20 protein-coding genes are annotated in these 21,440 nt (G+C 57.7%); 10 read left to right on the top strand and 10 right to left on the bottom strand.

Annotated features, from left to right (window positions below; all coding sequences use genetic code 11):
* Positions 1–22: 22 nt before the first annotated feature.
* The 8 genes from C8D90_RS16870 to kdpF all read right to left on the bottom strand — a co-directional run bounded on the left by C8D90_RS16870 (position 23) and on the right by kdpF (position 9,353).
* On the bottom strand, positions 23–1,045 hold the full coding sequence (locus C8D90_RS16870; protein WP_115459636.1) for an NAD-dependent epimerase/dehydratase family protein: 1,023 nt from the start codon (positions 1,043–1,045) through the stop codon (positions 23–25).
* A complete protein-coding gene (locus C8D90_RS16865) occupies positions 1,042–1,263 on the bottom strand; it encodes a hypothetical protein (RefSeq protein WP_115459635.1) in 222 nt (73 codons plus the stop codon). Before C8D90_RS16865 ends, C8D90_RS16870 begins: the two co-directional genes overlap by 4 nt.
* Positions 1,264–1,470: 207 nt before the next feature.
* Positions 1,471–2,160, bottom strand: coding sequence for a two-component system response regulator KdpE (kdpE, locus tag C8D90_RS16860; RefSeq protein WP_115459634.1), 690 nt, complete (start codon positions 2,158–2,160; stop codon positions 1,471–1,473).
* Positions 2,157–4,856, bottom strand: a complete 2,700-nt coding sequence (gene kdpD / locus C8D90_RS16855; RefSeq protein ID WP_115459633.1) for a two-component system sensor histidine kinase KdpD — start codon at positions 4,854–4,856, stop codon at positions 2,157–2,159. Before kdpD ends, kdpE begins: the two co-directional genes overlap by 4 nt.
* Positions 4,857–4,870: 14 nt before the next feature.
* Positions 4,871–5,449 carry a potassium-transporting ATPase subunit KdpC gene (gene kdpC, locus C8D90_RS16850; protein WP_115459632.1) on the bottom strand — a complete coding sequence of 193 codons (579 nt, stop codon included), beginning with the start codon at positions 5,447–5,449 and terminating at the stop codon, positions 4,871–4,873.
* Between the two features lie 30 nt (positions 5,450–5,479).
* The gene (kdpB, locus tag C8D90_RS16845) at positions 5,480–7,546 is read right to left on the bottom strand and encodes a potassium-transporting ATPase subunit KdpB (protein ID WP_115459631.1); all 2,067 of its coding nucleotides are present in this window, start codon (positions 7,544–7,546) and stop codon (positions 5,480–5,482) included.
* A 26-nt stretch (positions 7,547–7,572) separates the two neighbouring features.
* Positions 7,573–9,264 carry a potassium-transporting ATPase subunit KdpA gene (kdpA, locus tag C8D90_RS16840; RefSeq protein WP_115459630.1) on the bottom strand — a complete coding sequence of 564 codons (1,692 nt, stop codon included), beginning with the start codon at positions 9,262–9,264 and terminating at the stop codon, positions 7,573–7,575.
* Positions 9,264–9,353: a K(+)-transporting ATPase subunit F gene (gene kdpF / locus C8D90_RS16835; RefSeq protein ID WP_115459629.1), complete on the bottom strand. Its 90-nt coding sequence runs from the start codon at positions 9,351–9,353 to the stop codon at positions 9,264–9,266. The genes kdpA and kdpF overlap by 1 nt, the downstream gene beginning before the upstream one ends.
* A 292-nt stretch (positions 9,354–9,645) precedes the next feature.
* Here kdpF and C8D90_RS16830 point away from each other — a divergent pair, with 292 nt between their 5' ends.
* The 4 genes from C8D90_RS16830 (at position 9,646) to C8D90_RS16815 (ending at position 12,535) form a co-directional block, all read left to right on the top strand.
* Positions 9,646–10,029, top strand: a complete 384-nt coding sequence (locus C8D90_RS16830) for a hypothetical protein (RefSeq protein WP_115459628.1) — start codon at positions 9,646–9,648, stop codon at positions 10,027–10,029.
* Between the two features lie 262 nt (positions 10,030–10,291).
* Complete coding sequence (locus C8D90_RS16825; protein ID WP_115459627.1) at positions 10,292–10,492, top strand: YbfA family protein; 201 nt, start codon at positions 10,292–10,294, stop codon at positions 10,490–10,492.
* 256 nt (positions 10,493–10,748) lie between these two features.
* Positions 10,749–11,729: an MBL fold metallo-hydrolase gene (locus C8D90_RS16820; protein WP_115459626.1), complete on the top strand. Its 981-nt coding sequence runs from the start codon at positions 10,749–10,751 to the stop codon at positions 11,727–11,729.
* Positions 11,730–11,791: 62 nt separating this feature from the next.
* Complete coding sequence (locus tag C8D90_RS16815) at positions 11,792–12,535, top strand: type 2 GTP cyclohydrolase I (RefSeq protein WP_115459625.1); 744 nt, start codon at positions 11,792–11,794, stop codon at positions 12,533–12,535.
* A gap of 43 nt (positions 12,536–12,578) precedes the next feature.
* On the opposite strand, the gene C8D90_RS16810 is transcribed toward C8D90_RS16815, so the two are convergent.
* A complete protein-coding gene (locus C8D90_RS16810; RefSeq protein ID WP_115459624.1) occupies positions 12,579–15,713 on the bottom strand; it encodes a DEAD/DEAH box helicase in 3,135 nt (1,044 codons plus the stop codon).
* Positions 15,714–15,866: 153 nt separating this feature from the next.
* Complete coding sequence (locus tag C8D90_RS16805; protein ID WP_115459623.1) at positions 15,867–16,205, bottom strand: zinc ribbon domain-containing protein YjdM; 339 nt, start codon at positions 16,203–16,205, stop codon at positions 15,867–15,869.
* Positions 16,206–16,636: 431 nt separating this feature from the next.
* Here C8D90_RS16805 and pxpB point away from each other — a divergent pair, with 431 nt between their 5' ends.
* The 6 genes from pxpB (at position 16,637) to pcp (ending at position 21,417) form a co-directional block, all read left to right on the top strand.
* Positions 16,637–17,293, top strand: a complete 657-nt coding sequence (gene pxpB, locus C8D90_RS16800; protein ID WP_115459622.1) for a 5-oxoprolinase subunit PxpB — start codon at positions 16,637–16,639, stop codon at positions 17,291–17,293.
* Positions 17,287–18,216, top strand: a complete 930-nt coding sequence (pxpC, locus tag C8D90_RS16795) for a 5-oxoprolinase subunit PxpC (protein WP_115459621.1) — start codon at positions 17,287–17,289, stop codon at positions 18,214–18,216. The genes pxpB and pxpC overlap by 7 nt, the downstream gene beginning before the upstream one ends.
* Positions 18,206–18,943: a 5-oxoprolinase subunit PxpA gene (gene pxpA, locus C8D90_RS16790; protein ID WP_115459620.1), complete on the top strand. Its 738-nt coding sequence runs from the start codon at positions 18,206–18,208 to the stop codon at positions 18,941–18,943. Before pxpC ends, pxpA begins: the two co-directional genes overlap by 11 nt.
* Positions 18,944–19,016: 73 nt before the next feature.
* Positions 19,017–19,745 carry a DUF969 domain-containing protein gene (locus C8D90_RS16785; RefSeq protein ID WP_115459619.1) on the top strand — a complete coding sequence of 243 codons (729 nt, stop codon included), beginning with the start codon at positions 19,017–19,019 and terminating at the stop codon, positions 19,743–19,745.
* A 1-nt stretch (position 19,746) separates the two neighbouring features.
* Entirely contained in the window at positions 19,747–20,760 is a 1,014-nt protein-coding gene (locus C8D90_RS16780) for a DUF979 domain-containing protein (RefSeq protein WP_115459618.1), read from the top strand.
* A 9-nt stretch (positions 20,761–20,769) separates the two neighbouring features.
* On the top strand, positions 20,770–21,417 hold the full coding sequence (gene pcp, locus C8D90_RS16775) for a pyroglutamyl-peptidase I (protein ID WP_115459617.1): 648 nt from the start codon (positions 20,770–20,772) through the stop codon (positions 21,415–21,417).
* Positions 21,418–21,440 lie beyond the last annotated feature (23 nt).

Genomic DNA, 21,440 nt, shown 5'->3' with positions numbered 1-21,440 from the left:
GGCATTATTAAAGACAGCCTGATTAATGGGATGAGTCTTTTCCCATTGCATGTTGTTTTAACCATTCCGCTGTCAAATAAACGCCTTCTTCCAACGTATAACGGGGATGATAATCCAGTTCTCCGACGGCCCGCTCTGTGCTGAGCGTCATGTCATAGTAGTAAGAAGCCAGATCGTGACGTATCAGCGCCGGTTCCCGCCCCGTCCAATGTGCGATGGATTCCATAATCCGTGAAATTCCCGCCAGCAACGGGTAAGGACGGTTGCGCAATTGGTACGACATGCCCAAATGCTGATGCAGTAATTGATGCAGCATATCGCTGTAAATCCGCGGCTGGTGGTTCGTAATATTAAATACGCCGCCGCTGGCCAGGTCATCTTTCTGGGTAGCCAGGGACATGGCATGCACCACGTTCATGACGAACGTTTGATCCTGCAGCGCGCTGCCGCCGGCGGGCAGCGGAATCTGGCCGTTATGGCGTTTCAGCTTCTTCAGCAGACCCGGAAGCCCGTGGCGATCGTGGGGGCCGAAAATGCCGCGCGGGCGCAGAATGGCGTAGACGGTATCCGGGTAATCGGCCAGAACTTCGCCCAGAATGGTTTCCGCCTGGTGTTTGCTTTGGGCATAAAAGCTGGCGAAACGCTTCGGCATGTAGCTTTCGTTAATATCATGATGATGCTGATAATCGAAATAAATCGCCGGGCTGGATATATGAATAAACCGCCGGACGCCTTCCTGCCCGGCGGCATGGGCCAGCAGTTCCGTCGGCCAGACATTGGCGCGGTAATACTCGTTCGGCGTTCCCCACAGCGACGTCTTTGCTGCGCAGTGCCATACGACCTCGCAGCCGCGCACCAGGTTTTGAAACTGGATGGAGGCGGCGCAGGCAAGATCGAGCGGAACAAAGCGGGCGCCGAGGCGCTGTAACGCCCGTCCTGCGGCGACGTTACGCCCATTGGCGACCACCTGATGTCCCTGAGATAACAGCCATTCGGTCGCATTGCGTCCCAGGCCGCTGGTTGCTCCCGTTACCAATATTTTCATCGCGGTGAAACCATCAATGAATCAGCGACAACGCGGCGCATTTTATTTGTGGCGTTGTCCGTAAAATATCCGCCATTTAAAGGCATCGGTGATAAGAAGACAAAACGAAACACGGAGGTGAAACGTTCCTTTTTCAACAGACAATCAAAAAACAGCGCGTACGTTTCCGGGCGCGGGAACACTATTTCGTGCTGGTGTCTGTGAAAATGAGGTTTCATAAACGATCCGTGTTAACCAGGTTTGCTGCGGGATAACGATAATAGTGAGAGAAATATTTTTATATATTTTGCCCTATTATTATTGGGGGATGAGACATTGTCCAGAGACTATAGCAACATTCTGAAAAAATAAGAATGCACTGACAAATAGGGAGGTTTATCTAAGGTAAGTCTATTATTGGCATAATAGTCGGAATAAATCATATTTTATGACATAAAGCGGTATCCGATACCGGTCTCTGTTAATAAATGACGCGGTCTGGCAGGTTCTGCTTCCAATTTCTGTCGGAGATGTCCCATATAAATACGTAAATAGTGATTATGCTCAACATAACCCGGCCCCCAGACGCTGTTCAGTAATTGGCGTTGGGTCAAAACTTTGCCGCTGTTGGCGATCAGTTCAGCCAGCAGGCGGAATTCGATCGGCGTCAGGTGCAAATCCTCCCCTGCCTTCGTGACCCGGCGATTGATTAAATCCACCTCGACGTCGCTAAACTGGAACAACGGACTTTCCTGATTTTGCTGAACGTGGCGGCGCAGCAACACCCGGACGCGCGCCAGCAGTTCCGAAATCCCGAAAGGTTTGCTCAGGTAGTCATCGGCCCCCGCGTCCAGGGCGCGCACTTTCTCCGCTTCGGCAATACGGGCGGAGAGCACCAGCACCGGCATGGCGCTCCACTGGCGCAGGTCGCGGATGAAGTCGACGCCGTCGCCGTCCGGCAGCCCCAGGTCCAGAATAACCAGATCCGGTTTGCGCGTCCCCGCGTCAATCAGGCCGCGTTGCAGGCCGTCGGCGTCGGACACACGGTATCCTTCCGACTCCAGCGCCGTGCGGACAAAGCGACGAATCTCTTTTTCATCCTCGACGATGAGAATATGCAGCGGGGTTTGGGTCATGCGTCCTCATTCGTTTCTTCATCAATATGCGGCAGCGGTTCCAGCGGCAGGGTGAAGTGGAAGCCGGCTCCGCCGCCGGGCGTATTTTCCGCCCAGATTTTGCCGCCGTGTACGTCGATAATAGCACGACAAATCGCCAGCCCCAGCCCTACGCCGGGAATCGCCGATTCATTTTCGCCGCGGGTGAATTTATTAAAGATGGTCGATAACTTCTCCGCGCGGATGCCCGGCCCGTTATCGCTGATGATCACTTCCAGCCAGGCATCCGCGTCGGCGCGGGCGCGGATGCTGATCTGCGCGTTCTGCCCGGCGTATTTCCCCGCGTTTTCCAGCAGGTTTTGCAGTACCCGCTCAATCAGGTTGCCGTCGCAGTTGACCAGCGGCAGGTCCGGCGGAAGTTGGATGTCGATATGCTGATGACTCAGCAACGGTTCCAGCGTATGGACGGCGCTGCCGACGATCTCTTCCATCGACTGCCACTCTTTACGCAGGCTGAAGCCGCCAGACTGAATGCGCGCCATATCCAGAAGGTTATTGACCAGCCGCGTGGTGTTCAGGATTTGCTGGCGCATCTCGTTGGCCTGTTGCGCGTACGGTGAGTGCGCGTTCGCCAGATCCAGCGTCAGTATTTCCGCCTGGCCGAACAGCACGGTCAACGGCGTGCGCAGATCGTGCGACAGGGCTGCTAGCAAGGCGTTGCGCAGTTGCTCGCGTTCGGCGTCCAAACGGGCGCTGGCGGCGCTCTGTGCCAGGGAGAGTCGCTCCAGGGCGCTGGCGATCATCACGCTGTAGGTTTGCAGCAGGCGCTGCTGCTCCGGCACCATCAGTTGACGCAAGTTAGCCGGTTCAATGGCCAGCACGCCGAAGCTTTGGCCGGACGCGGTAAGCGGCAGAAGCTGATACGGTACGCCGGGCAGGGTGTCCGTACCGGCGCCGGCGGGATGCTGTTTATCCTGGCACCAGCGGGCGATGGCGTAATCGACGCCGGTCACGCCGTCTTCCTGCGGCGTGATCTGTTGCAGTATCTGGTATTCATCCGGCATCCACAGCGACGTTTTGGCGTTGAAACTGCTGTTGAGAAAAAAGCTGCTCTGGCGGGCGATGTCCTCGGGGTGCAGCGCGCTGCTCAACGCCTTAGAAAGTTCGTACATGTGGCGTGCGCGTTGTTCCCGGTAGCGGGCCACCCTGGCCTGATAACGCACGCCGGCGGTCAGGTTGCCGATGACCAGCCCGACGGTCAGCATCACGCCGAAGGTTATCAGGTATTGCGCATCGCTGACGGCGAATGACAGCTGGGGCTGAACGAAGAACAGATCAAAGCTGGCGACGCTCAGCACCGCCGACACCACGGACGGCCAGCGCCCGTAAAACAGGGCCACCACGACCACGCCCAGCAGGTACACCATAACGATGTTGGGCTGATCGAAGCGCGGAATAAGCAGCTTGGCGAGTACGGTGAGCAAGGCGCACAGGGCAATCGCCACCAGGCAGCCGCGAATCTGTACGCGCCATTTCTCGCTGAACGGGCGGGTGTCGCTGCTGTAAACCGGCGCGGGCGGTTTTTCTTCCACCGCGATAATCACCAGATCGACATCCGGCCCCAGCCGGCTTAAACGGTCGGCAAAACTTTCCCGCCAGCGGAAGCGCCGCTCGCCGCGCCGCCGGCCGACCAGCACTTTCTCCAGGTTATGTTCGCGCGCATAGCGCAGTATGGCCTGTTCTTCCCCCGGCTCAGACAGTGTCGCCGTCTCCGCGCCCAGCTCCTGCGCCATATGCAGGCTGCGCAGAATGGCGCGCCGCCGGCTTTCCGGCAAACGGTGCAAACGCGGGGTTTCCACATAGACCGCATGCCATACGCAGCCCAGCCGGGCCGCCAGGCGGGCGGCGGTACGCACCAGCTTGTCGTTGTCGGCGTTGTGGCCGATGCACAGCAGAATGGCGTCGCGCGTAGGCCAGACGCGCTGTTTGTCCCGGCTGTCGCGGAAGGCGCGCATTTGCTCGTCTACCCGGTCGGCGGTGCGGCGCAGCGCCAGTTCGCGCAGGGCGATCAGGTTTCCTTTGCGGAAAAAATGGTCGATGGCGCGCTCTGCCTGGCCGGGCAGGTAAACCTTGCCCTCGTTCAGGCGGCGGCGCAGGTCGTCGGGCGGTAAATCGACCAGCACCACTTCGGTGGCGTCGTCGAAAATATGGTCGGGGATGGTTTCCCGGACCCGGATGCCGGTGACGGAGCCGACCACGTCGTTGAGGCTTTCCAGATGCTGAACGTTTACCGTGGTCAGCACGTCGATGCCGGCATCCAGCAATTCTTCCACGTCCTGCCAGCGTTTGGGATGACGTGAACCGGCGGCATTGCTGTGCGCCAGTTCATCCATCAGGATCAGCGCCGGATGGCGGGCGAGGGCGGCGTCGAGATCGAATTCGCGGATCTGGCGGCCGCGGTAATGAATACGCCTGAGCGGCAGAATATCCAACCCCTCCAGCAACGCAGCGGTTTCGCTGCGCCCGTGCGTTTCCACCACGCCGACCAAGACATCCAGCCCCTGCGTGCGCAGGCGCTGCGCCTCCTGAAGCATGGCGTAGGTTTTCCCCACGCCGGCGCAGGCGCCGAAAAAGACTTTCAGCTTGCCGCGCGGTTTCTCGTTGGCCTGCGCCAGCAGGGCATCCGGATCGGGGCGGCGTTGCTCGTCATCGCTCATCGTACTTCCTTTGCTCAGCGGCGGGGTGCCAGCTTATCCAGCGCCAGATTCAGCGCCAGCACGTTCACCACCGATTGTCCGATAAAACCGGGTTTACTGTTAATAATTTGTCCGGCAATCAGGGCATTCACCTCTTTTTCAGTGAGGTGGCGCGCGGCGGCGACGCGCGGCGCCTGATAATACGCAGCGGCGGGAGAAATATGCGGGTCCAGGCCGCTGGCGGATGCGGTCAGTAAGTCCGCGGGAATCGCCGCCGGAGACTGCGGATTATTCTGCCGCAAATACGCGGCCCGTGCAGCGATATTGTTGTCCAACTGCGGGTTGCTGATTGCCAGATTGCTGCCGCCTGAGGCCATCGCATTGTACGGCGTTTCTGAGGTGGCGGAAGGGCGGCCCCAAAAGTCACCGGCATGGGTAAAGTTCTGCCCGATGAGCCGGGAGCCAACCGTAATGCCTTCCCGTTGCAGCAACGAGCCGTTAGCCTGCGCAGTGAAAAGCGCCTGGGCCAGCCCGGTGGTGAGCAGTGGATAGATGATGCCGGTCAGCAACGTCAGCAGTAATGTCATGAACAGGGTCGGTCGTAGTAATGTCATGTCAGCTTCTCTTTTTCGTCAAAACAAGGGTTACGCCAAACCCAGTGCGGTCAGAATCAGGTCGATGATTTTTATGCCGATAAACGGCACGATGATGCCGCCCAGCCCGTAAATCCACAGGTTACGCCGCAGCAGGGCGGCCGCGCTCATCGGTTTATAGCTCACGCCTCGCAGCGCCAGGGGGATCAGGAACACGATAATCAGCGCGTTGAAGATCACCGCCGACATAATGGCCGACGCCGGGGACGTCAGGTGCATGACGTTCAGCGCATTCAGCTGCGGGTAAGTGGCCGCGAACGCCGCCGGGATGATGGCGAAATATTTCGCCACATCGTTGGCGATACTGAAGGTGGTCAGTGAACCGCGCGTCATCAGCATCTGTTTGCCGATATGCACCACTTCGATCAGCTTGGTCGGGTTGGAGTCGAGATCGACCATGTTGCCGGCCTCTTTGGCCGCCTGCGTGCCGGAGTTCATCGCCACCGCCACGTCGGCCTGGGCCAGCGCAGGGGCGTCGTTGGTGCCGTCGCCGGTCATGGCGACCAGCCGTCCTTCCGACTGATATTGGCGGATCAACGCCAGCTTGGCTTCCGGCGTTGCCTCGGCCAGAAAATCATCCACGCCGGCCTCGGCGGCGATAGCTGCGGCGGTCAGGCGATTGTCGCCGGTGATCATTACGGTTTTAATGCCCATGCGACGCAGTTCGGCGAAGCGTTCTTTGATGCCGCCCTTAACGATATCCTTCAGCGCCACCACGCCGAGAATGCGGGCGTCTTCGGCGACCACCAGCGGCGTGCCGCCGGTACGCGCCACGCGTTCGACCAGGGCGTCGATGCCTGCGGGGAACGGCGCCTTGTTGGATTCCACGTAGCGACGGATGGCGTCCGCCGCGCCTTTGCGGATGACGCGTCCCTGAATATTGACGCCGCTCATGCGTGTTTGCGCCGAAAAGGGCACGAAGGTGGCGTCCAGCGCGTGCAGATCGCGCTCGCGCAGGTTAAAGCGCTGTTTCGCCAGCACCACGATGCTGCGGCCTTCCGGCGTTTCATCCGCCAGTGAAGCCAGCTGGGCCGCGTCGGCCAGCGCCTGTTCGCTCACGCCGGGAGCAGGCAGGAATTCGGAGGCCTGGCGGTTGCCGAGGGTGATGGTGCCGGTTTTGTCCAGCAGCAGGACGTCCACATCGCCGGCGGCTTCAACAGCGCGGCCGCTGGTGGCGATAACGTTGGCGCCCAGCATACGGCTCATGCCTGCCACGCCGATGGCGGACAGCAGGCCGCCGATGGTGGTGGGGATCAGGCAAACCAGCAGTGCCGCCAGCACGGTAATCGTGACGGGAACGCCGGCGTGACCGGCTTGCGCGCTGAACAGGGAGAACGGATACAGCGTGGCCGTCGCCAGCAGGAATACGATCGTCAGGGCGACCAGCAGGATGGTCAGCGCGATTTCGTTGGGCGTTTTGCGCCGCTTGGCGCTTTCCACCATGGCGATCATACGGTCGAGGAATGTTTCCCCCGGGTTGACGCTGCATTGGATGATCAGCCAGTCGGAAAGCACGCGGGTGCCGCCGGTGACGGAAGAGAAGTCGCCGCCGGACTCGCGGATCACCGGCGCGGATTCGCCGGTAATGGCGCTTTCGTCCACCGAGGCGCCGCCTTCCAGCACTTCGCCGTCGCAGGGGATGATGTCACCGGCTTCCGCCAGCACGATATCCCCTTTACGCAGGTTTTCCGCCGCGACCTTTTCCTGTGCGGCATCGTGCGCCGCGTTAGCCAGTTTTTTGGCCCAGCTGGTTTTTTTCACGCCTTTCAGGCTTTCCGCCTGGGCCTTGCTGCGCCCTTCCGCCAGCGCTTCGGCAAAGTTGGCGAACAGCACGGTAAACCACAGCCACAGCGTTACGCTGCCGGTGAAGGCGGCGCTGCCGTCGGTGTTGCCGGTCAGGATCGCCAGCCAGATGACGGTGGTCAGAATACTGCCCAAGTACACCACAAACATTACCGGATTGCGCCATTGAACCCGCGGATCGAGTTTTTTACAGGCGTCTTTCAGCGCGGTGAGCATCAAAGCAGAATCGAACAGCGCGCGTTGTTTACGGGTCATGTTATTTTCTCTTTTCATCGACGACATTAACGGGTCAGCCAAACGTGCAGATGTTCAGCCACCGGGCCCAGCGCCAGTGCGGGAATGAAGGTCAACGCGCCGACCAGTAAAATGGTGCCGATCAACAAACCGACGAACAGCGTGCCGTGCGTCGGCAGGGTGCCGCCGCTGGCCGGCTGGCGTTTCTTGGCTATCAGGGAACCGGCGATGGCCATAACCGGCACGATGACGGCAAAGCGTCCGAGCAGCATGGCGATGGCCAGCGCGACGTTATAAAACGGCGTGTTGACGCTCAGCCCGGCGAAGGCGCTGCCGTTGTTGTTGGCCGCGGAGGAAAAGGCATACAGCACTTCGCTGAAGCCATGGGCGTCGGGGTTGAGAATACCGGCCCGGCCGGCTTCGGTCATCAGGGCGACGGCGGTGCCGAGCAGCGCCAGCGCCGGCGTGACCAGAATGGCGGCGGCGGTCATCTTCATGTCATACACTTCAATCTTTTTGCCCAGGAACTCCGGCGTCCGGCCGATCATCAGCCCGGCGATAAACACCGTCAGCAACACGAACAGCAGCATGCCGTACAGCCCTGCGCCCACGCCGCCGAACACCACCTCGCCGATCTGCATCAGCCAGAGGGGCACCATGCCGCCCAGAGCGGTGAAAGAGTCATGCATGGCGTTCACCGCGCCGCAGGACGCGGCGGTGGTGACGACCGCATACAGGGCGGAAACCAGCACGCCGAAGCGCGTCTCTTTTCCTTCCATATTGGCACTGCCGTCAGCGCCGCCCAATGACGTCAGGTGGGGATTACCGGCCAGCTCCGCATGCATCACGACCACCACCGCTACGACGAAAATCAGGCTCATGGCCCACAACAGGGCATGGCCCTGGCGGGCGTCCCCGACCGCCTGACCGAAAGCAAAACACAGCGCGGCCGGGATCAGAAAGATGGCGAGCATCTGTACCAGGTTGCTCCAGGCCGTCGGGTTTTCGAACGGATGCGCGGAGTTGGCGCCGAAGAACCCACCGCCGTTGGTGCCCAGCAACTTTATCGCTTCCTGTGACGCTACCGGCCCCATGGGCAGCAACTGTTGGCCGCCTTCCAGTGGGTGAACCGTGACGTAGGCGTGCAGGTTTTGTAATACGCCCTGGCTGACGAAAAACAGCGCGACGATCAGTGACAACGGCAGCAGCACGTATACCGTGATGCGGTAGAGGTCTACCCAGGCATTGCCGAGGGTGTGCGCCGAGTGGCGCGTAAAGGCGCGGATCAGTGCGAAGGCGACGGCGATACCGGTCGCGGCGGACAGGAAGTTCTGCACGGTCAGGCCGAGCATCTGGCTCAGATAGCTCAGGGAGGCTTCTCCGCTGTATGCCTGCCAGTTGGTGTTGGTGACGAAGCTGATCGCGGTATTCAGCGCCAGGTGCCAGGAAAGACCGGGGACGCCTTGCGGATTCAGGGGCAACAGGCCCTGAGACAACAGGATGACGAACAGCACCACAAGACCCAGCGCGTTGAATGCCAGGATCGCCAGCAGATATTGCAGCCAGCTCATCTCCTGTTGCGGTACGCCGCAATAACGCCAGACGAGATTTTCGCTGCGGCCGAGCAACGGGTAAGGATCGCCGTCAATCAGGCGCGCCAGCACCTTCCCCAACGGATAAGCCAGTAACAACAGGACGCCCAGAAATACGGCGATAAGCAATGAGGCTGAGGCGGCCATCAGAATTCCTCCGCCCTGAACAGGGCATAGATTAAGTAACCCAGCAATAGCACCACCAACAGGGCGCAACCCAACATGCTTAAACTCATGACGTTCTCCCACAGGGATTTTTGATGCCTCTCAGGCTAATCAACGCCAGGCAAAAATAGTGAAAAAAGCGAGGCCTATCGCGTAAAAAAAGTATAAAAATGCAAGCCGGGCAATATGTTGGAATCATCACCGGAGAAGCAAAATGACCTGCTGGCAGGGGAGCGCCGGGCGCGCTATTTTTGCCGCGGATTTATATGAGAGAGGGCGCGGCGGTGTGTGAGGACGACATTGCTCTCCTGAGCGACAGAGAGGCGCTGTGGCTGTTGCGTCAGGCGGCGGAGGTGATGCGCTATGCGGAAATCAGAGAGTTCATCCGGAACCCGGGCAGCCGGGAAGAAGAAAAAGAAGACGGAAAAGAAGAATCTTTACGGGAGCCTGCTGAGTTCGGTTCGGGTGAGGCGTCAACTGACCCAGCTACGCCAGCGCGATGCGCAGTTGGCGCAGACGCTGTTTGTCACGCTGTGCCGTCCGCTGGTGTATGCGCCGTGCCGGGGAGCGATGCTGCTGAACCGGGCGACGACGGATGATGAGATTCAATATCTGTCCCGCGATCTGAGTGAACGGCTGTGTCACGTTGATTTGCGGGTGTTGATTTGGCAGGAATGGCGCTTGCTGTATTTGTATAACGGCCGGCAGGTTTGTTTGCTGAGTTTATCGTTTTATGCCGGATTGTAGCCGGCTCATTGGATGAGGTAACCATATTGTAACTAATGATTGGTTTTATTTTAACTTTTATGTAACTAAATTACGTGTTGCGTGCTGATAAGCGTAATAAAGTGCTAAAAAAGTGGTCGGATGAGTAGTGAAATTTCACCGGTTGCGGTATTATTTTGTTCAGATTACAGGCGCCGACGATCGTGCGTTTGTTTGATGAATGTGGGTTAACGCAGGCGTCGGAATTACCGGTTGATGCGTTTTTTTAAGGAGGAGGAGCAATATGTACCAGAAATATCCCTTGCACCGGATTCTCCTGCGGCGTAGTGGCGTAGTTCTCGCCGGCACGCTGGCGCTTCCGGTAATGCTGTTTCGCAGCGATCGCGCACGTTTTTATAGCTATCTGCACCGTGTTTGGTCAAAAACCAGCGATAAGCCGGTTTGGTTAGCGCAATCGGAGGAAGTCACCCCCGACTTCTACTGATGACTGCGACAAAACGTCTTTAATAACAAAAGCGGCCGATGAGCCGCTTTTGTGCTTTCTGAAGCGACGCATATATCCCGGCGGGCGGATATACAGGACAGTGATATTTGTCACTTCCGTAACGGTCTGAAGGGGAAAAATGCATGTTAGACTATGTTTTTCTACGGAATGATCTGCTGCGGATGCATGTCGCACGGTCAGTACCGTCAACTTCATTCCGTTCGGCGGAATGTATGCCGCAAGGAGCACGACTTTGATGCGTATTAAATTAGTGGCGTTGTTGCTGGCGGGGTATTCCGCATGTAGTCAGGCGGCTTTTGAGGTGGTGGCGCTGGGGGTCAACGGAGGGCTGAGCGGGGGAAACCTTACGTCTTATCTGATCCGTTCGGATAAGGATGCACGTTACGTGGGGCTGGACGCCGGTTCGGTGTTGCCCGGCATTGAAAAGGGGCTGGAGCAGGGGAGTTTTCCTGACGTGACGCCGGAAAAAGCGGCGCCGCTGACCCCGCAGGGCTATATTTTTCGTGAGCAGATCAACAGCTATTTCATCAGCCATGCCCATCTTGATCACGTTGCCGGCCTGATCCTCGGATCGCCGGAAGACAGCCGTAAGCCGCTGTATACGCCGGCGAATGCGGCCAATACGTTGCGTACCCACTATTTTAACTGGAAAAGCTGGCCTAATTTCAGCGACTCCGGCGGCGGCGAGCGGATAGGCACTTACCGGATTAACAGCCCGCGCTTCGGCCAACGTTTCACCCTCGGTCTGAGCGGGATCAGCGGCGTGATATACCCTCTGGGCCATGCCGCGTCGGATTCCGCCATGCTGCTGATGAGCCGGGGCAGCGAGTCTTTCGCTTACTTCGGCGATACCGGCAGCGATGCGACGGAGAAAAGCAAAAATCTGGATGTCATCTGGCAGGTGCTGGGGCCGCTGGTCGCGCAGAAGCAACTGAAAGGCATGATCATTGAAACGTCATACCCGGACGGCACGCCTGCGTCGAAGCTGTTCGGCCATCTGACGCCTTCCCTGTTGCTGACAGAGCTGAAGCACCTGGAGAAGTACAGCGGCGGAGAAGGTTCGCTGCGTGATTTGCCGGTGGTTATCAGCCACATCAAACCCTCGCTGGAAGCGGGAAAAGCGCCGGAAAAAGAGATTAAGCAGCAACTTGAACAAGGCAATACGCCCGGCGTGAAGTTTGTTTTCATGCGTCAGGGCGAGAGAATGACGTTTTAAACCGTGGCTGTCGCGGGTATACGCTTTCGCGTATGATGCCGTGAATTCAGCGGGAGCCGACTATGAACAATATTGAACTTGAACAATTGTTGAACCGGGAACTTAACGCCGGCGCTTTTCAGGACTATGCGCCGAATGGCCTTCAGGTTGAGGGCAAGGCGGAAGTCCGTAAAATCATCACCGGCGTAACCGCCTGCCAGGCTTTGCTGGACGCTGCCGTCGCTGAGCAGGCCGATGCGGTACTGGTGCACCACGGTTATTTCTGGAAAAACGACGCGCCGACGGTGCGCGGCATGCGCCGCAATCGTCTGAAAACCCTGCTAACCCACGATATCAACCTGTACGGTTATCATTTGCCGCTCGACGCGCATCCGGTGCTGGGCAACAATGCCTGCCTCGCCGGGCTGATGAAAATCCGCGTGCTGGGGGAAATTGACCCGCTGATGCCTTACGGTGAGTTTGAGCAACCGATGAGTGCAGGAGAATTAACGGGGCGGCTGGAGCGTAAGCTGGGGCATACCGTACTGCACTGCGGCGACAACGCGCCGGAGCAGATTCGCCGTGTCGCCTGGTGTACCGGTGGCGGCCAGAGCTTTATCGAGCAGGCGGCGGAGTTCGGGGTTGATGCATTTATTACCGGCGAAGTGTCGGAAAAAACCATCCATATCGCCCGTGAAATGGGGCTGCACTTCTTCGCCTGCGGGCATCACGCCACGGAACGCGGCGGTATCCGCGCGCTGGGTGAGTGGCTGGCGCAGCAGCACGGGTTGGACGTGAAGTTTATTGATATTCCTAACCCGGCGTAACGTACAGAAAACACTGCGGGTATTGACCCGCAGTGTCTCTGATTTAAAACATGACGCTATCTTCCTGAACGGCGTCCGCCGGGGACGGCGGAAGAGTCGGTAATTCTTGCGCAACATTGCGAAACCCGTTCAGTGTCTGCCAGACAGCCGGATCACCAATGATAAAGATATGCCGTTTAGCACGGGTAAGCGCAACGTTCAGTAAGTTGGGCTTGCTGGCTGCCCAGTGGGCGCCGCCGTTGTTATCTTTATCGCAGCCCAGCACGAAAATAACGACGTCGTTTTCCTTGCCCTGAAATGTATGCACTGTGCCGACGCATTTTTGCCGCCATGTAGCAAGCTCTTTGGATTTTATTGATGGTGAGGATTGACGCCAGGCCGCCAGAGCGCGTTTCTCCAGCAGTTCGCATAAGGCATACTTGACCGCTTTAAACGGCGTGATTACGTAAATGGACTGAAGTGCTACGCCAGCGACAAGTAGCTGATCCAGCAGCCTGAGTAAATCCTGGCCGTGGCTGTCGCGATATTGCTTCTCCGCCCGTCCGCCAACGGACGCCTGCCAGTGGTTTTCCAGAACATGATTTATTGGCTGAGGCTGAATTTTATCCGCCTCGGCACCGTGGATCATTCGTCCTTCATAAGCGATTTGGTTGGCGAGGCTAAACATAGGCTCAATACAGCGGCGATGCACCCACAGAGGGATGCCGATCCAGATTGGATGATTCATCACCGTTAATTGACATCCCCAGCGATTGGCCCGATCGGCAACCTGTTGAACCGACAGCAAACCGGGGTTCCATGCCTTCACGTGATCGTCGTCCCGCAAGATATCCTGGCAGAGGCGGGTAACCAGCGGCGGTGAAGCGGTAAAAACGGGTTCAATTTGTAATGGGTCGCCGACAACCAATACCCGTTTGGCGCGCCAGATCCCTCCAACAGCCTGCGACGGCGGCGCCTGTCCGGCTTCGTCAATCATCAGCCAGCCCAGTTCTCCACCGTGTACGCCATGAAACATTCGCCCCAGGGATGCGAAGGTTGTTGATATGACCGGAACAAACATAAACAGCGTTTGCCACCAGCGCAGCGGGGACGGTTCGAGATGGGGAGATTTCAGGAACGTATTGAGATTCCGGCTGAATTTTGAAAAAGCATCTGCCGTTTTCATTACCTCATAAAGCCAGGCCTGATGAAGATTCATTGCTTCAACGAACAGTTTGGCCCGCTGACGGTTGATTTGTTCGTTTTGCCATAATGCGATCCGCTGTAGTCCGGCATCGTTAATCTTCTGATTTTCATCAGGTAACTTGATATCCGGGAAAATCTGTTTAAGTGTCTGCAAATTACGCTTGTCAGCAGTTTGTTGCTCCATAAGTCTCTGCAGCGTATTTTTGGATGTCAGCAAGGATTGCCGGTGTTTGTGGCTTATAAGGCGTTTTAGCCACCCGAAGGGGGCATTTTCAAGATCTTGCTGTTGTTGCCTCGCATGCCGGATCTGGTTTTCCAGCGTTCCGTCATTCAGTAAATCGGCAAAGGTTTCCAGTTGCTGCCGTAATCGCTGTGTTTGCTCCAGACAATCGGAAAAGCGTTTTTTGGCCGTGCTAAAGGGGGTGGCGTCATGAAGGAACCGCCAGCGCCACAGGTTGAGAAAATTTTCATCCGTGGGACGTGATGTTTCTTTCCCGGTATTTCGCAGAAAATGTTCATCAAAGAAGAATCGTTGCGTGAAGTTCTTGCGGTTGCCTTTATTGCCTAACGCGGCGGATATCAGCCCCCAGCACTGCTTTTTATCTTCCAGCTTCTTAAAGATATGGTGTTCTTTAACGCCTTCCTCTTTTTTGCGCTGACTTGGCGGATATTTTTCCGCCGCCATCTGGTTTGCGATGGGAGCCAGAAAATCGAGCGAACGAAACTCTTCGGCCAACGATGTCTTTTGTGGCAGTTCTTTTGAGATGTTCTCCACAGCAGCATTATTGGAGGAGGCCACCACCATTTCGAACCCCGTCAGCTTGCTGACGATAAAACCTTCGTTGTCCAGCGTGTCCCCGGCATTTTCAAAACTGGCGAGAATGGTCGCCCGCTCAACAATATTGTGTGCCACCAAATCGCGCAACAGAGTCGTTTTCCCCGTGCCGGGAGGGCCGTTAACGGAAAGCAGTCCGCCATCGGCAAGCTCCTCCACGGCCGTATTAATAGCGAACTGCTGCATCAGCGACATGGCGTGTTTTGGCTCCGAGGGCCAACGCCCGAGCGGCATTTTTGATGGATGAAGATTATTGATGATGGAAGGAAGGCCTTCCTGCAAATATAAGTCGGGTTTTCGTGACGTGGTGCGGGAAAGGTAGGTGCTGAGAGCCTTATTTTCTCTACCCCGCTGGAGATCGGCCGCTGCGTAGCCGATGTCTTCCAAAAAGAAACTGTTCAGGATGGGGAGAGCGAACTCCTTGTTTGGTCCTTCTGTCTCCTCGTCGGTTTCAGTACGATCTCCAGATTGAAACGGCGCCTCTTCGCTATCCCGCGTTTTACCGTCGATGGGCTCCAGCCAGTCTACCCGTACAGCGCATTGCCATTGGGGTGAAAAGTCGGCCCAGCCTGTCAAAATCGTCAGCATCAATGTCAGGATGTTTTCGGCCCGCAATACCGGCAGGCCATTCTCCCGCACGGGTCTGAGCGAATTACGGAAGTTATCAAGGGAGTTTTTCAGTTGATTACAGGCCGCGGAAAAAATCTGCGGTTCAAGCTGGTCAAATCTTTCGCTGCGCAAATGGCCCAATGCCCAGGGGAGAGCGCTGATCGAAAATTGCTCTAAATCCGGCGTTCCCTCATGATTCAACGGGATTTTGGCAAAGCAGGTTGTACCTTCTGTATCAAGACGCTGCGCTAACTCTTCGGCATCACGTTCTTCCGCCGACGTACCAAGCACTTGTTGGCTTATCTCATTGGCAACGGATTTTTCGAACAAACCGATATACAGGTTATAGAGGACTTTCTTTTCCGAAATATGATTATGCTGGCGAACAGATGAAGAAAGCCATGGGAGTTGTTTATCTCCCGATGTTTGTAGATCCGGCAGCGAAATACATAAGCTCCCTGTATCTTTTTTCTCAAGAGTATAGGGCTGGAAGAACTCTATACGCTGCCATGCACGGAGGATGTCATAAGGAAGAGAGGTTGCGGCCATCTTAGCTCTGTGATTATTTTTCAACAGGATCCAGAGCGTCAGAGTACCGCAATTGTTGGTGGTTTTGTAGGCTGGTAACGGAAATTGTCTATCAGGCTAACATATAAGCAACGTGAAATTGATTAATGAAACAGCGCCTGAGACTGGCTGTACTCAGCTTTTCTTCACAAATTCCGACTTCAGCTTCATCGGCCCGAAGCCGTCGATTTTGCAGTCGATATTGTGATCGCCTTCAACCAGGCGGATGTTTTTCACCTTGGTGCCGATTTTCAGCATGCTAGAGCTTCCCTTCACCTTCAGATCTTTGATCACGGTGACGGAATCCCCGTCGCTCAGCAGATTGCCGTTGGCATCCTTCACAATCAGCCCGTCGTCGTCTTCGCTGGCGGCGTTCATGTCCCACTCATGGGCGCACTCCGGGCAGACGAACATGTTGTGATCTTCATAGGTGTATTCAGAATTGCACTGAGGGCAATGAGGTAAAGTTTGCATGTCGCCTCCAAAAGAAATCAGTAATGTCTGCGCCGTATCTGTTGGTTTGAGGGAAAAGGCAGACTTATGTCAGTAACAGGCGGGGGATTATACACACAATCTTAAAGTGGGGATATGCTTTGTTCCGCCGGCGGCTTTCCTATTCCGGGATTTGTGCTGTTTTTATTTTTAACGAATTGATTTGTAATTCATAAATTAATTAATTTCTTACATATCGACATAACGCAGACAATACTGCGTAAATCTCATGAAAATGAACGTCATTATGACTGCCCAACGGGCTTTTTCCCCGCATTGATGCAGATTGGAAGTCAGGCGTTCATTCATACTTTACCCAGACGTGACTATTGACAGTGGGTTAGGTTAACCCGCATAAATTGATTTCGGTCAGATTTATCAATTAGCTGAATTTCCATGCGTAGGAGGGGAAAGTGCAAAGAGCACGATGTTATCTGCTGGGTGAGCGCGCCGCCGTATTAGAGCTGGAACCCCCGTTGTCGCTGGAGAGTCAGCAGCGCATCTGGGTGTTGACCGAGCGTTTAATTCACCATCCCGACGTGCGTGAAGTCATTCCCGGTATGAATAACATTACCCTTCTGCTTGAAACTACGCAGACCGATCCGCTTGATGCACTGGATAAGCTGCAAGGTTGGTGGGAAGAGAGTGAAGTACAGGTACCGGAGGTGCGTGACGTGATGATCCCGGTCACCTATGGCGGCGAATTCGGTCCGGATCTGGAAGAAGTGGCGCAACTGTGCGGCATGACGCCGAAACAGGTGGTCGAGCAGCACAGCGCGGCGCCTTATGTGGTTTTTTTCCTCGGTTTTCAGCCGGGGTTCGCCTACCTCGGCGGATTGCCGGATGCTCTGCATGCGCCGCGCCGCAGTGAGCCCCGCCTCAGCGTGGCGCAGGGTTCGGTCGGCATCGGCGGCGCGCAGACCGGCATTTACCCGCTGGTAACGCCGGGAGGCTGGCAGATTATCGGCCGCACGCCGCTGGCGCTGTTCAACCCGAATGAGTTTCCTCCCACGCTGCTGCGGCCGGGCGACAACGTGCGTTTCGTACCGCAAAAGGAGGGCGTATGCTGACCATTGTTCGTGCCGGTCTGCAAACGACCGTTCAGGATCAGGGGCGCACCGGGCTGCGGCGGTTGGGGATCAGCCAGGGCGGCGCGCTGGACTCGCAGGCATTGTGGAGCGCCAATCTGCTGGTGGGCAACGAGGGCGATGAGGCCGGCCTGGAGATTACGCTGGGGCAGTGCGTGATCGCGTTCAGCAAGCCCTGCTGGATCGCCCTGACCGGCGCGGGCTGCTCGGCCCGTCTTGACGATCAAACGCTGTGGACCGGCTGGTGCTACCCGGTGCGGGCGGGCCAGCGTCTGACGCTGGGTATGCCGCACAGCGGCATGCGCAGTTACCTGGCCGTCAGCGGCGGTATCGACGTTGCGAATATCCTTGGCTCACGCAGCACCGATCTGAAAGCGGCGTTCGGTGGTCATGAGGGACGGGTTCTGCGCGACGGCGATCGCCTGCCTTTGGGGAAGGCGCGGCGTTTACCGGTGAAATCGCGCGGCATTAAGCAAATGTTGTTCGGCAACCGGGTGCGGGCATTGCCGGGGCCGGAGTACCATGAATTCAGCGAGCGGGATCAGGATGCGTTCTGGCGTACGCCCTGGCGCGTCAGCCCGCAGAGCAACCGTATGGGGTATCGTCTGACAGGGCACGTATTGCAGCGCGAAAGTCAGCGGGAAATGTTCTCCCATGGCCTGCTTCCCGGCGTGGTGCAGGTTCCCCATAATGGCCAGCCGATTATCCTGATGGCCGACGCGCAGACCACCGGCGGATATCCCCGCATCGCCTGCGTGATCGAAGCCGATTTGTATCATCTGGCGCAGCTCCGCTTGGGGGAGTACGTGCATTTCGTTCCCAGCACCCTGGACGAAGCCCGGCGGGCTTACGCGGAGCAGCGGCGCTATCTGCAACAGTTATCCAGGGGGTTACATGACGATTGATCTGAATGCCGATCTGGGGGAAGGCTGCCCCCACGATTATGAGTTGCTCAAGCTCATCAGCTCCGCCAATATCGCCTGCGGTTTTCATGCCGGCGACGATGAAACCATGCGCCAGTCCGTGGCGTGGGCGCGCGAGCTGAACGTAGCGGTCGGTGCGCATCCCAGTTTTCCGGATCGCGCCAATTTCGGCCGTACCCGTATGACGCTGCCGCCTGATGAAGTTTATCAGCTGGTTACCGAACAACTGCACGCGCTGAACCGGCACTGCACGGCCGCGGGCGTCAGAATGCGCCACGTTAAGCCGCATGGCATGCTGTATAACCAGGCCGCGGCGGAAAAAGCACTGGCTGCCGCCGTGGCGCGCGCGGTGCTGGATTTTGATCCGTCGCTGCGGCTGGTCGGGCTGGCAGGCAGCGAACTGATTACGCAAGGTCAGGCGCAGGGGCTGACGGTGTGGCAGGAAGTGTTTGCCGACCGGGGATACAACCCGGACGGTTCGCTGGTGACGCGCGGCCAGCCGGGCGCATTGATTGAAAATGAAGAGCAGGCGCTGGCGCAAACCCTGAGCATGGTCCGCGACGGGCGGGTCAGGGCGGTTAACGGCGACTGGGTGCCGGTGCGGGCGGATACCGTGTGCCTGCATGGCGACGGGGAGCATGCCCTGGCCTTTGCCCGCCGCCTGAGAGAAAGCTTTTTACATCATCAGATTGAAATCAGCGCAGACTGATCACGACAGGCATTACCTCATTTTTCGGGCGCCGTTTTCTGCGCGCCCATGACAGACACAGGAGAAATCGTCTATGCAGGACATTGTGAATCTATGGCCGTTACTGGGGATCGCCGCGATTGTCGTCGGCTTCCTGCTGCGGTTTAACCCGGTGCTGGTGGTGATCGTCGCCGGTTTTGTGACCGGGATTGCCGCACACCTTCCGTTGGCGGACATTCTGGAAAAGCTGGGCTCCGGCTTTCTTAACACGCGTAATCTCCCCCTGATCCTGTTATTGCCGCTGGCCGTTATCGGCCTGTTGGAGCGGTTTGGTCTCAAGGAGCGGGCTCAGGCGTGGATTGCGCATATCAAAAGCGCCACGGCGGGACGTTTGCTGATTGTCTATCTGTTCGTGCGTGAGGTCAGCGCGGCGCTGGGGTTAACCAGCCTGGGCGGCCATCCGCAGATGGTGCGCCCGCTGCTGGCGCCGATGGCGGAAGGGGCGACGGAAAACCGTTACGGCGAGCTGCCGGCCGACGTGCGCTACCGCCTGCGTGCGATGTCCGCCGCGACTGACAACGTCGGCCTGTTTTTCGGCGAGGACATTTTCGTCGCCTTCGGTGCGATCATCTTTATGCATAACTTCATGCTGGAGTCCGGCGGGATTCAGACGGAACCGCTGCACATTGCCCTGTGGGGGATTCCGACCGCCGTGTGCGCCTTCCTGATCCATGCCTTCCGCCTGCGCCGCCTCGATCGCCGCATCGCGGCCGAGCTGAGCGGCCTGAACCAACAGGCGCTGAAAAAGCAGGGAGGAGAGTAATATGTTCCAGCAACAATATTTATATACCATCGCGGGCGTGATCCTGCTGATTGTGGCGATGATGTCCTGGCAGGACAAAGCCAATCCGCGTCGTTTGACCACCGGGCTGTTCTGGGGGTTATACGCCCTGATCTTTTTGGTCGGCGACTGGACTTATCGCTGGATGGACGCCATCGGCGGCGCGGAAAACGGCAAGCGAATGCTGAATATCGGCGTGGGCGTACTGGTGGTGCTTATGGGGCTGATCGCCGGCTTCGGCGGCGTACGGCTGGGCAGCTACCATCAGCGCAGCGCGGAAGAACGTAAGGAGAGCGCGCAGCGTTTGGGCAACCGTCTGTTCCTGCCGGCGCTGGCGATTCCTGTCGTTACCGTGGTGGGGGTTCTGCTGTTCAGCTATGTGCCGGGACTGGCGCAACGTTTGTTCGGCGAAGGCAATCACTCCACGCTGATCACCCTGTTTTCCATGACCATCGGCTGCCTTGTCGGCTGGCTGATCGCGCTGCGCATGACCGGCGAGCAGCCGGGGCAGTCGATCCAGGAGGCGCGCCGTCTGCTGGACGCCATCGGCTGGGCCTTCATCCTGCCGCAGATCCTGGCGACGCTCGGCCTGCTGTTTACCGCCGCCGGCGTCGGCACGGCGATTTCCCACCTGACGGAAAGTTACCTGGCGGTGGATAACCGCTTTATCGCGGTTGCGGTGTATGCGCTGGGCATGGCGTTGCTGACCATGGTGATGGGGAATGCGTTTGCTGCTTTCCCCATTGTGACCGCCGGTATCGGCATTCCGATTCTGGTGCTGCAACACGGGGGCAACCCGGCGGTGATGGCGGCTATTGGCATGTTCTCCGGCTATTGCGGTACGCTGATGACGCCGATGGCGGCGAACTTCAATATCGTGCCCGCCGCGTTGCTGGAACTGCCGGATAAAAACGCGGTAATCAAAGCGCAGGTACCTACCGGCGTGGTGTTGCTGGCGGCGAACGTCGTCTTGCTGTATTTCCTGATGTTCCTGTAAGGAGTGGTGATGAAAACGGTACTGGTTACGGCGTTTGAGCCTTTTGGCGGTGAAAGCGTGAATCCTTCATGGGAGGCGGTGAAGGAGCTGGATGGCTGCCTGATCGACGGCGCGCGCGTGGTCGCGCGCCAGCTTCCCTGCGTATTCGGCGGTTCGCTGACGACGCTGTACGCCCAGATTGACGAGCTCTGCCCCGAGCTGGTTTTCTGCGTCGGGCAGGCCGGCGGACGTAGCGACATCTCCGTCGAACGTGTGGCGATTAACGTCAATGATGCGCGTATTCCCGACAACGCCGGCAATCAGCCTATCGATACGCCGGTGGTGGAGGGCGGGCCGGCGGCTTATTTTGCCACGCTGCCGATCAAAGCGCTGACGTACGGTCTGCGCGAAGCCGGCATTCCGGCATCGGTGTCGCAAACCGCCGGGACTTTCGTTTGTAACCACGTGATGTACGGCCTGCTGAATTATCTGGAAAGCACGCAAAATCCGGCGCGCGGCGGTTTTATTCATATACCCTACTTGCCAGAACAGGCGGCTAACCATCCGGGCGCGCCCAGCATGGGGGCGGAGATCGTGGTTGCTGCGCTGGAGCGTATGATCCGGCTGGCGCTGCATAACCCAGCGGATCAAATCCTGGGTGCAGGAACGACGCACTGACCGTTAATTTTTTCGGAGGGCAT

Source organism: Enterobacillus tribolii (assembly GCF_003363015.1).
Classification (GTDB): Bacteria; Pseudomonadota; Gammaproteobacteria; order Enterobacterales; family Enterobacteriaceae; genus Enterobacillus; species Enterobacillus tribolii.
The sequence above is the reverse complement of the archived record's forward strand: the minus strand, read 5'-3'. Positions and strand labels throughout refer to the sequence as shown.

Coding starts and splice junctions, on each gene's coding strand:
- C8D90_RS16870 (WP_115459636.1), bottom strand. CDS start 1,045: ATGAAAATATTGGTAACGGGAGCAACCAGCGGCCTGGGACGCAATGCG.
- C8D90_RS16865 (WP_115459635.1), bottom strand. CDS start 1,263: ATGAAACCTCATTTTCACAGACACCAGCACGAAATAGTGTTCCCGCGC.
- kdpE (WP_115459634.1), bottom strand. CDS start 2,160: ATGACCCAAACCCCGCTGCATATTCTCATCGTCGAGGATGAAAAAGAG.
- kdpD (WP_115459633.1), bottom strand. CDS start 4,856: ATGAGCGATGACGAGCAACGCCGCCCCGATCCGGATGCCCTGCTGGCG.
- kdpC (WP_115459632.1), bottom strand. CDS start 5,449: ATGACATTACTACGACCGACCCTGTTCATGACATTACTGCTGACGTTG.
- kdpB (WP_115459631.1), bottom strand. CDS start 7,546: ATGACCCGTAAACAACGCGCGCTGTTCGATTCTGCTTTGATGCTCACC.
- kdpA (WP_115459630.1), bottom strand. CDS start 9,264: ATGGCCGCCTCAGCCTCATTGCTTATCGCCGTATTTCTGGGCGTCCTG.
- kdpF (WP_115459629.1), bottom strand. CDS start 9,353: ATGAGTTTAAGCATGTTGGGTTGCGCCCTGTTGGTGGTGCTATTGCTG.
- C8D90_RS16830 (WP_115459628.1), top strand. CDS start 9,646: ATGCGGAAATCAGAGAGTTCATCCGGAACCCGGGCAGCCGGGAAGAAG.
- C8D90_RS16825 (WP_115459627.1), top strand. CDS start 10,292: ATGTACCAGAAATATCCCTTGCACCGGATTCTCCTGCGGCGTAGTGGC.
- C8D90_RS16820 (WP_115459626.1), top strand. CDS start 10,749: ATGCGTATTAAATTAGTGGCGTTGTTGCTGGCGGGGTATTCCGCATGT.
- C8D90_RS16815 (WP_115459625.1), top strand. CDS start 11,792: ATGAACAATATTGAACTTGAACAATTGTTGAACCGGGAACTTAACGCC.
- C8D90_RS16810 (WP_115459624.1), bottom strand. CDS start 15,713: ATGGCCGCAACCTCTCTTCCTTATGACATCCTCCGTGCATGGCAGCGT.
- C8D90_RS16805 (WP_115459623.1), bottom strand. CDS start 16,205: ATGCAAACTTTACCTCATTGCCCTCAGTGCAATTCTGAATACACCTAT.
- pxpC (WP_115459621.1), top strand. CDS start 17,287: ATGCTGACCATTGTTCGTGCCGGTCTGCAAACGACCGTTCAGGATCAG.
- pxpA (WP_115459620.1), top strand. CDS start 18,206: ATGACGATTGATCTGAATGCCGATCTGGGGGAAGGCTGCCCCCACGAT.
- C8D90_RS16785 (WP_115459619.1), top strand. CDS start 19,017: ATGCAGGACATTGTGAATCTATGGCCGTTACTGGGGATCGCCGCGATT.
- C8D90_RS16780 (WP_115459618.1), top strand. CDS start 19,747: ATGTTCCAGCAACAATATTTATATACCATCGCGGGCGTGATCCTGCTG.
- pcp (WP_115459617.1), top strand. CDS start 20,770: ATGAAAACGGTACTGGTTACGGCGTTTGAGCCTTTTGGCGGTGAAAGC.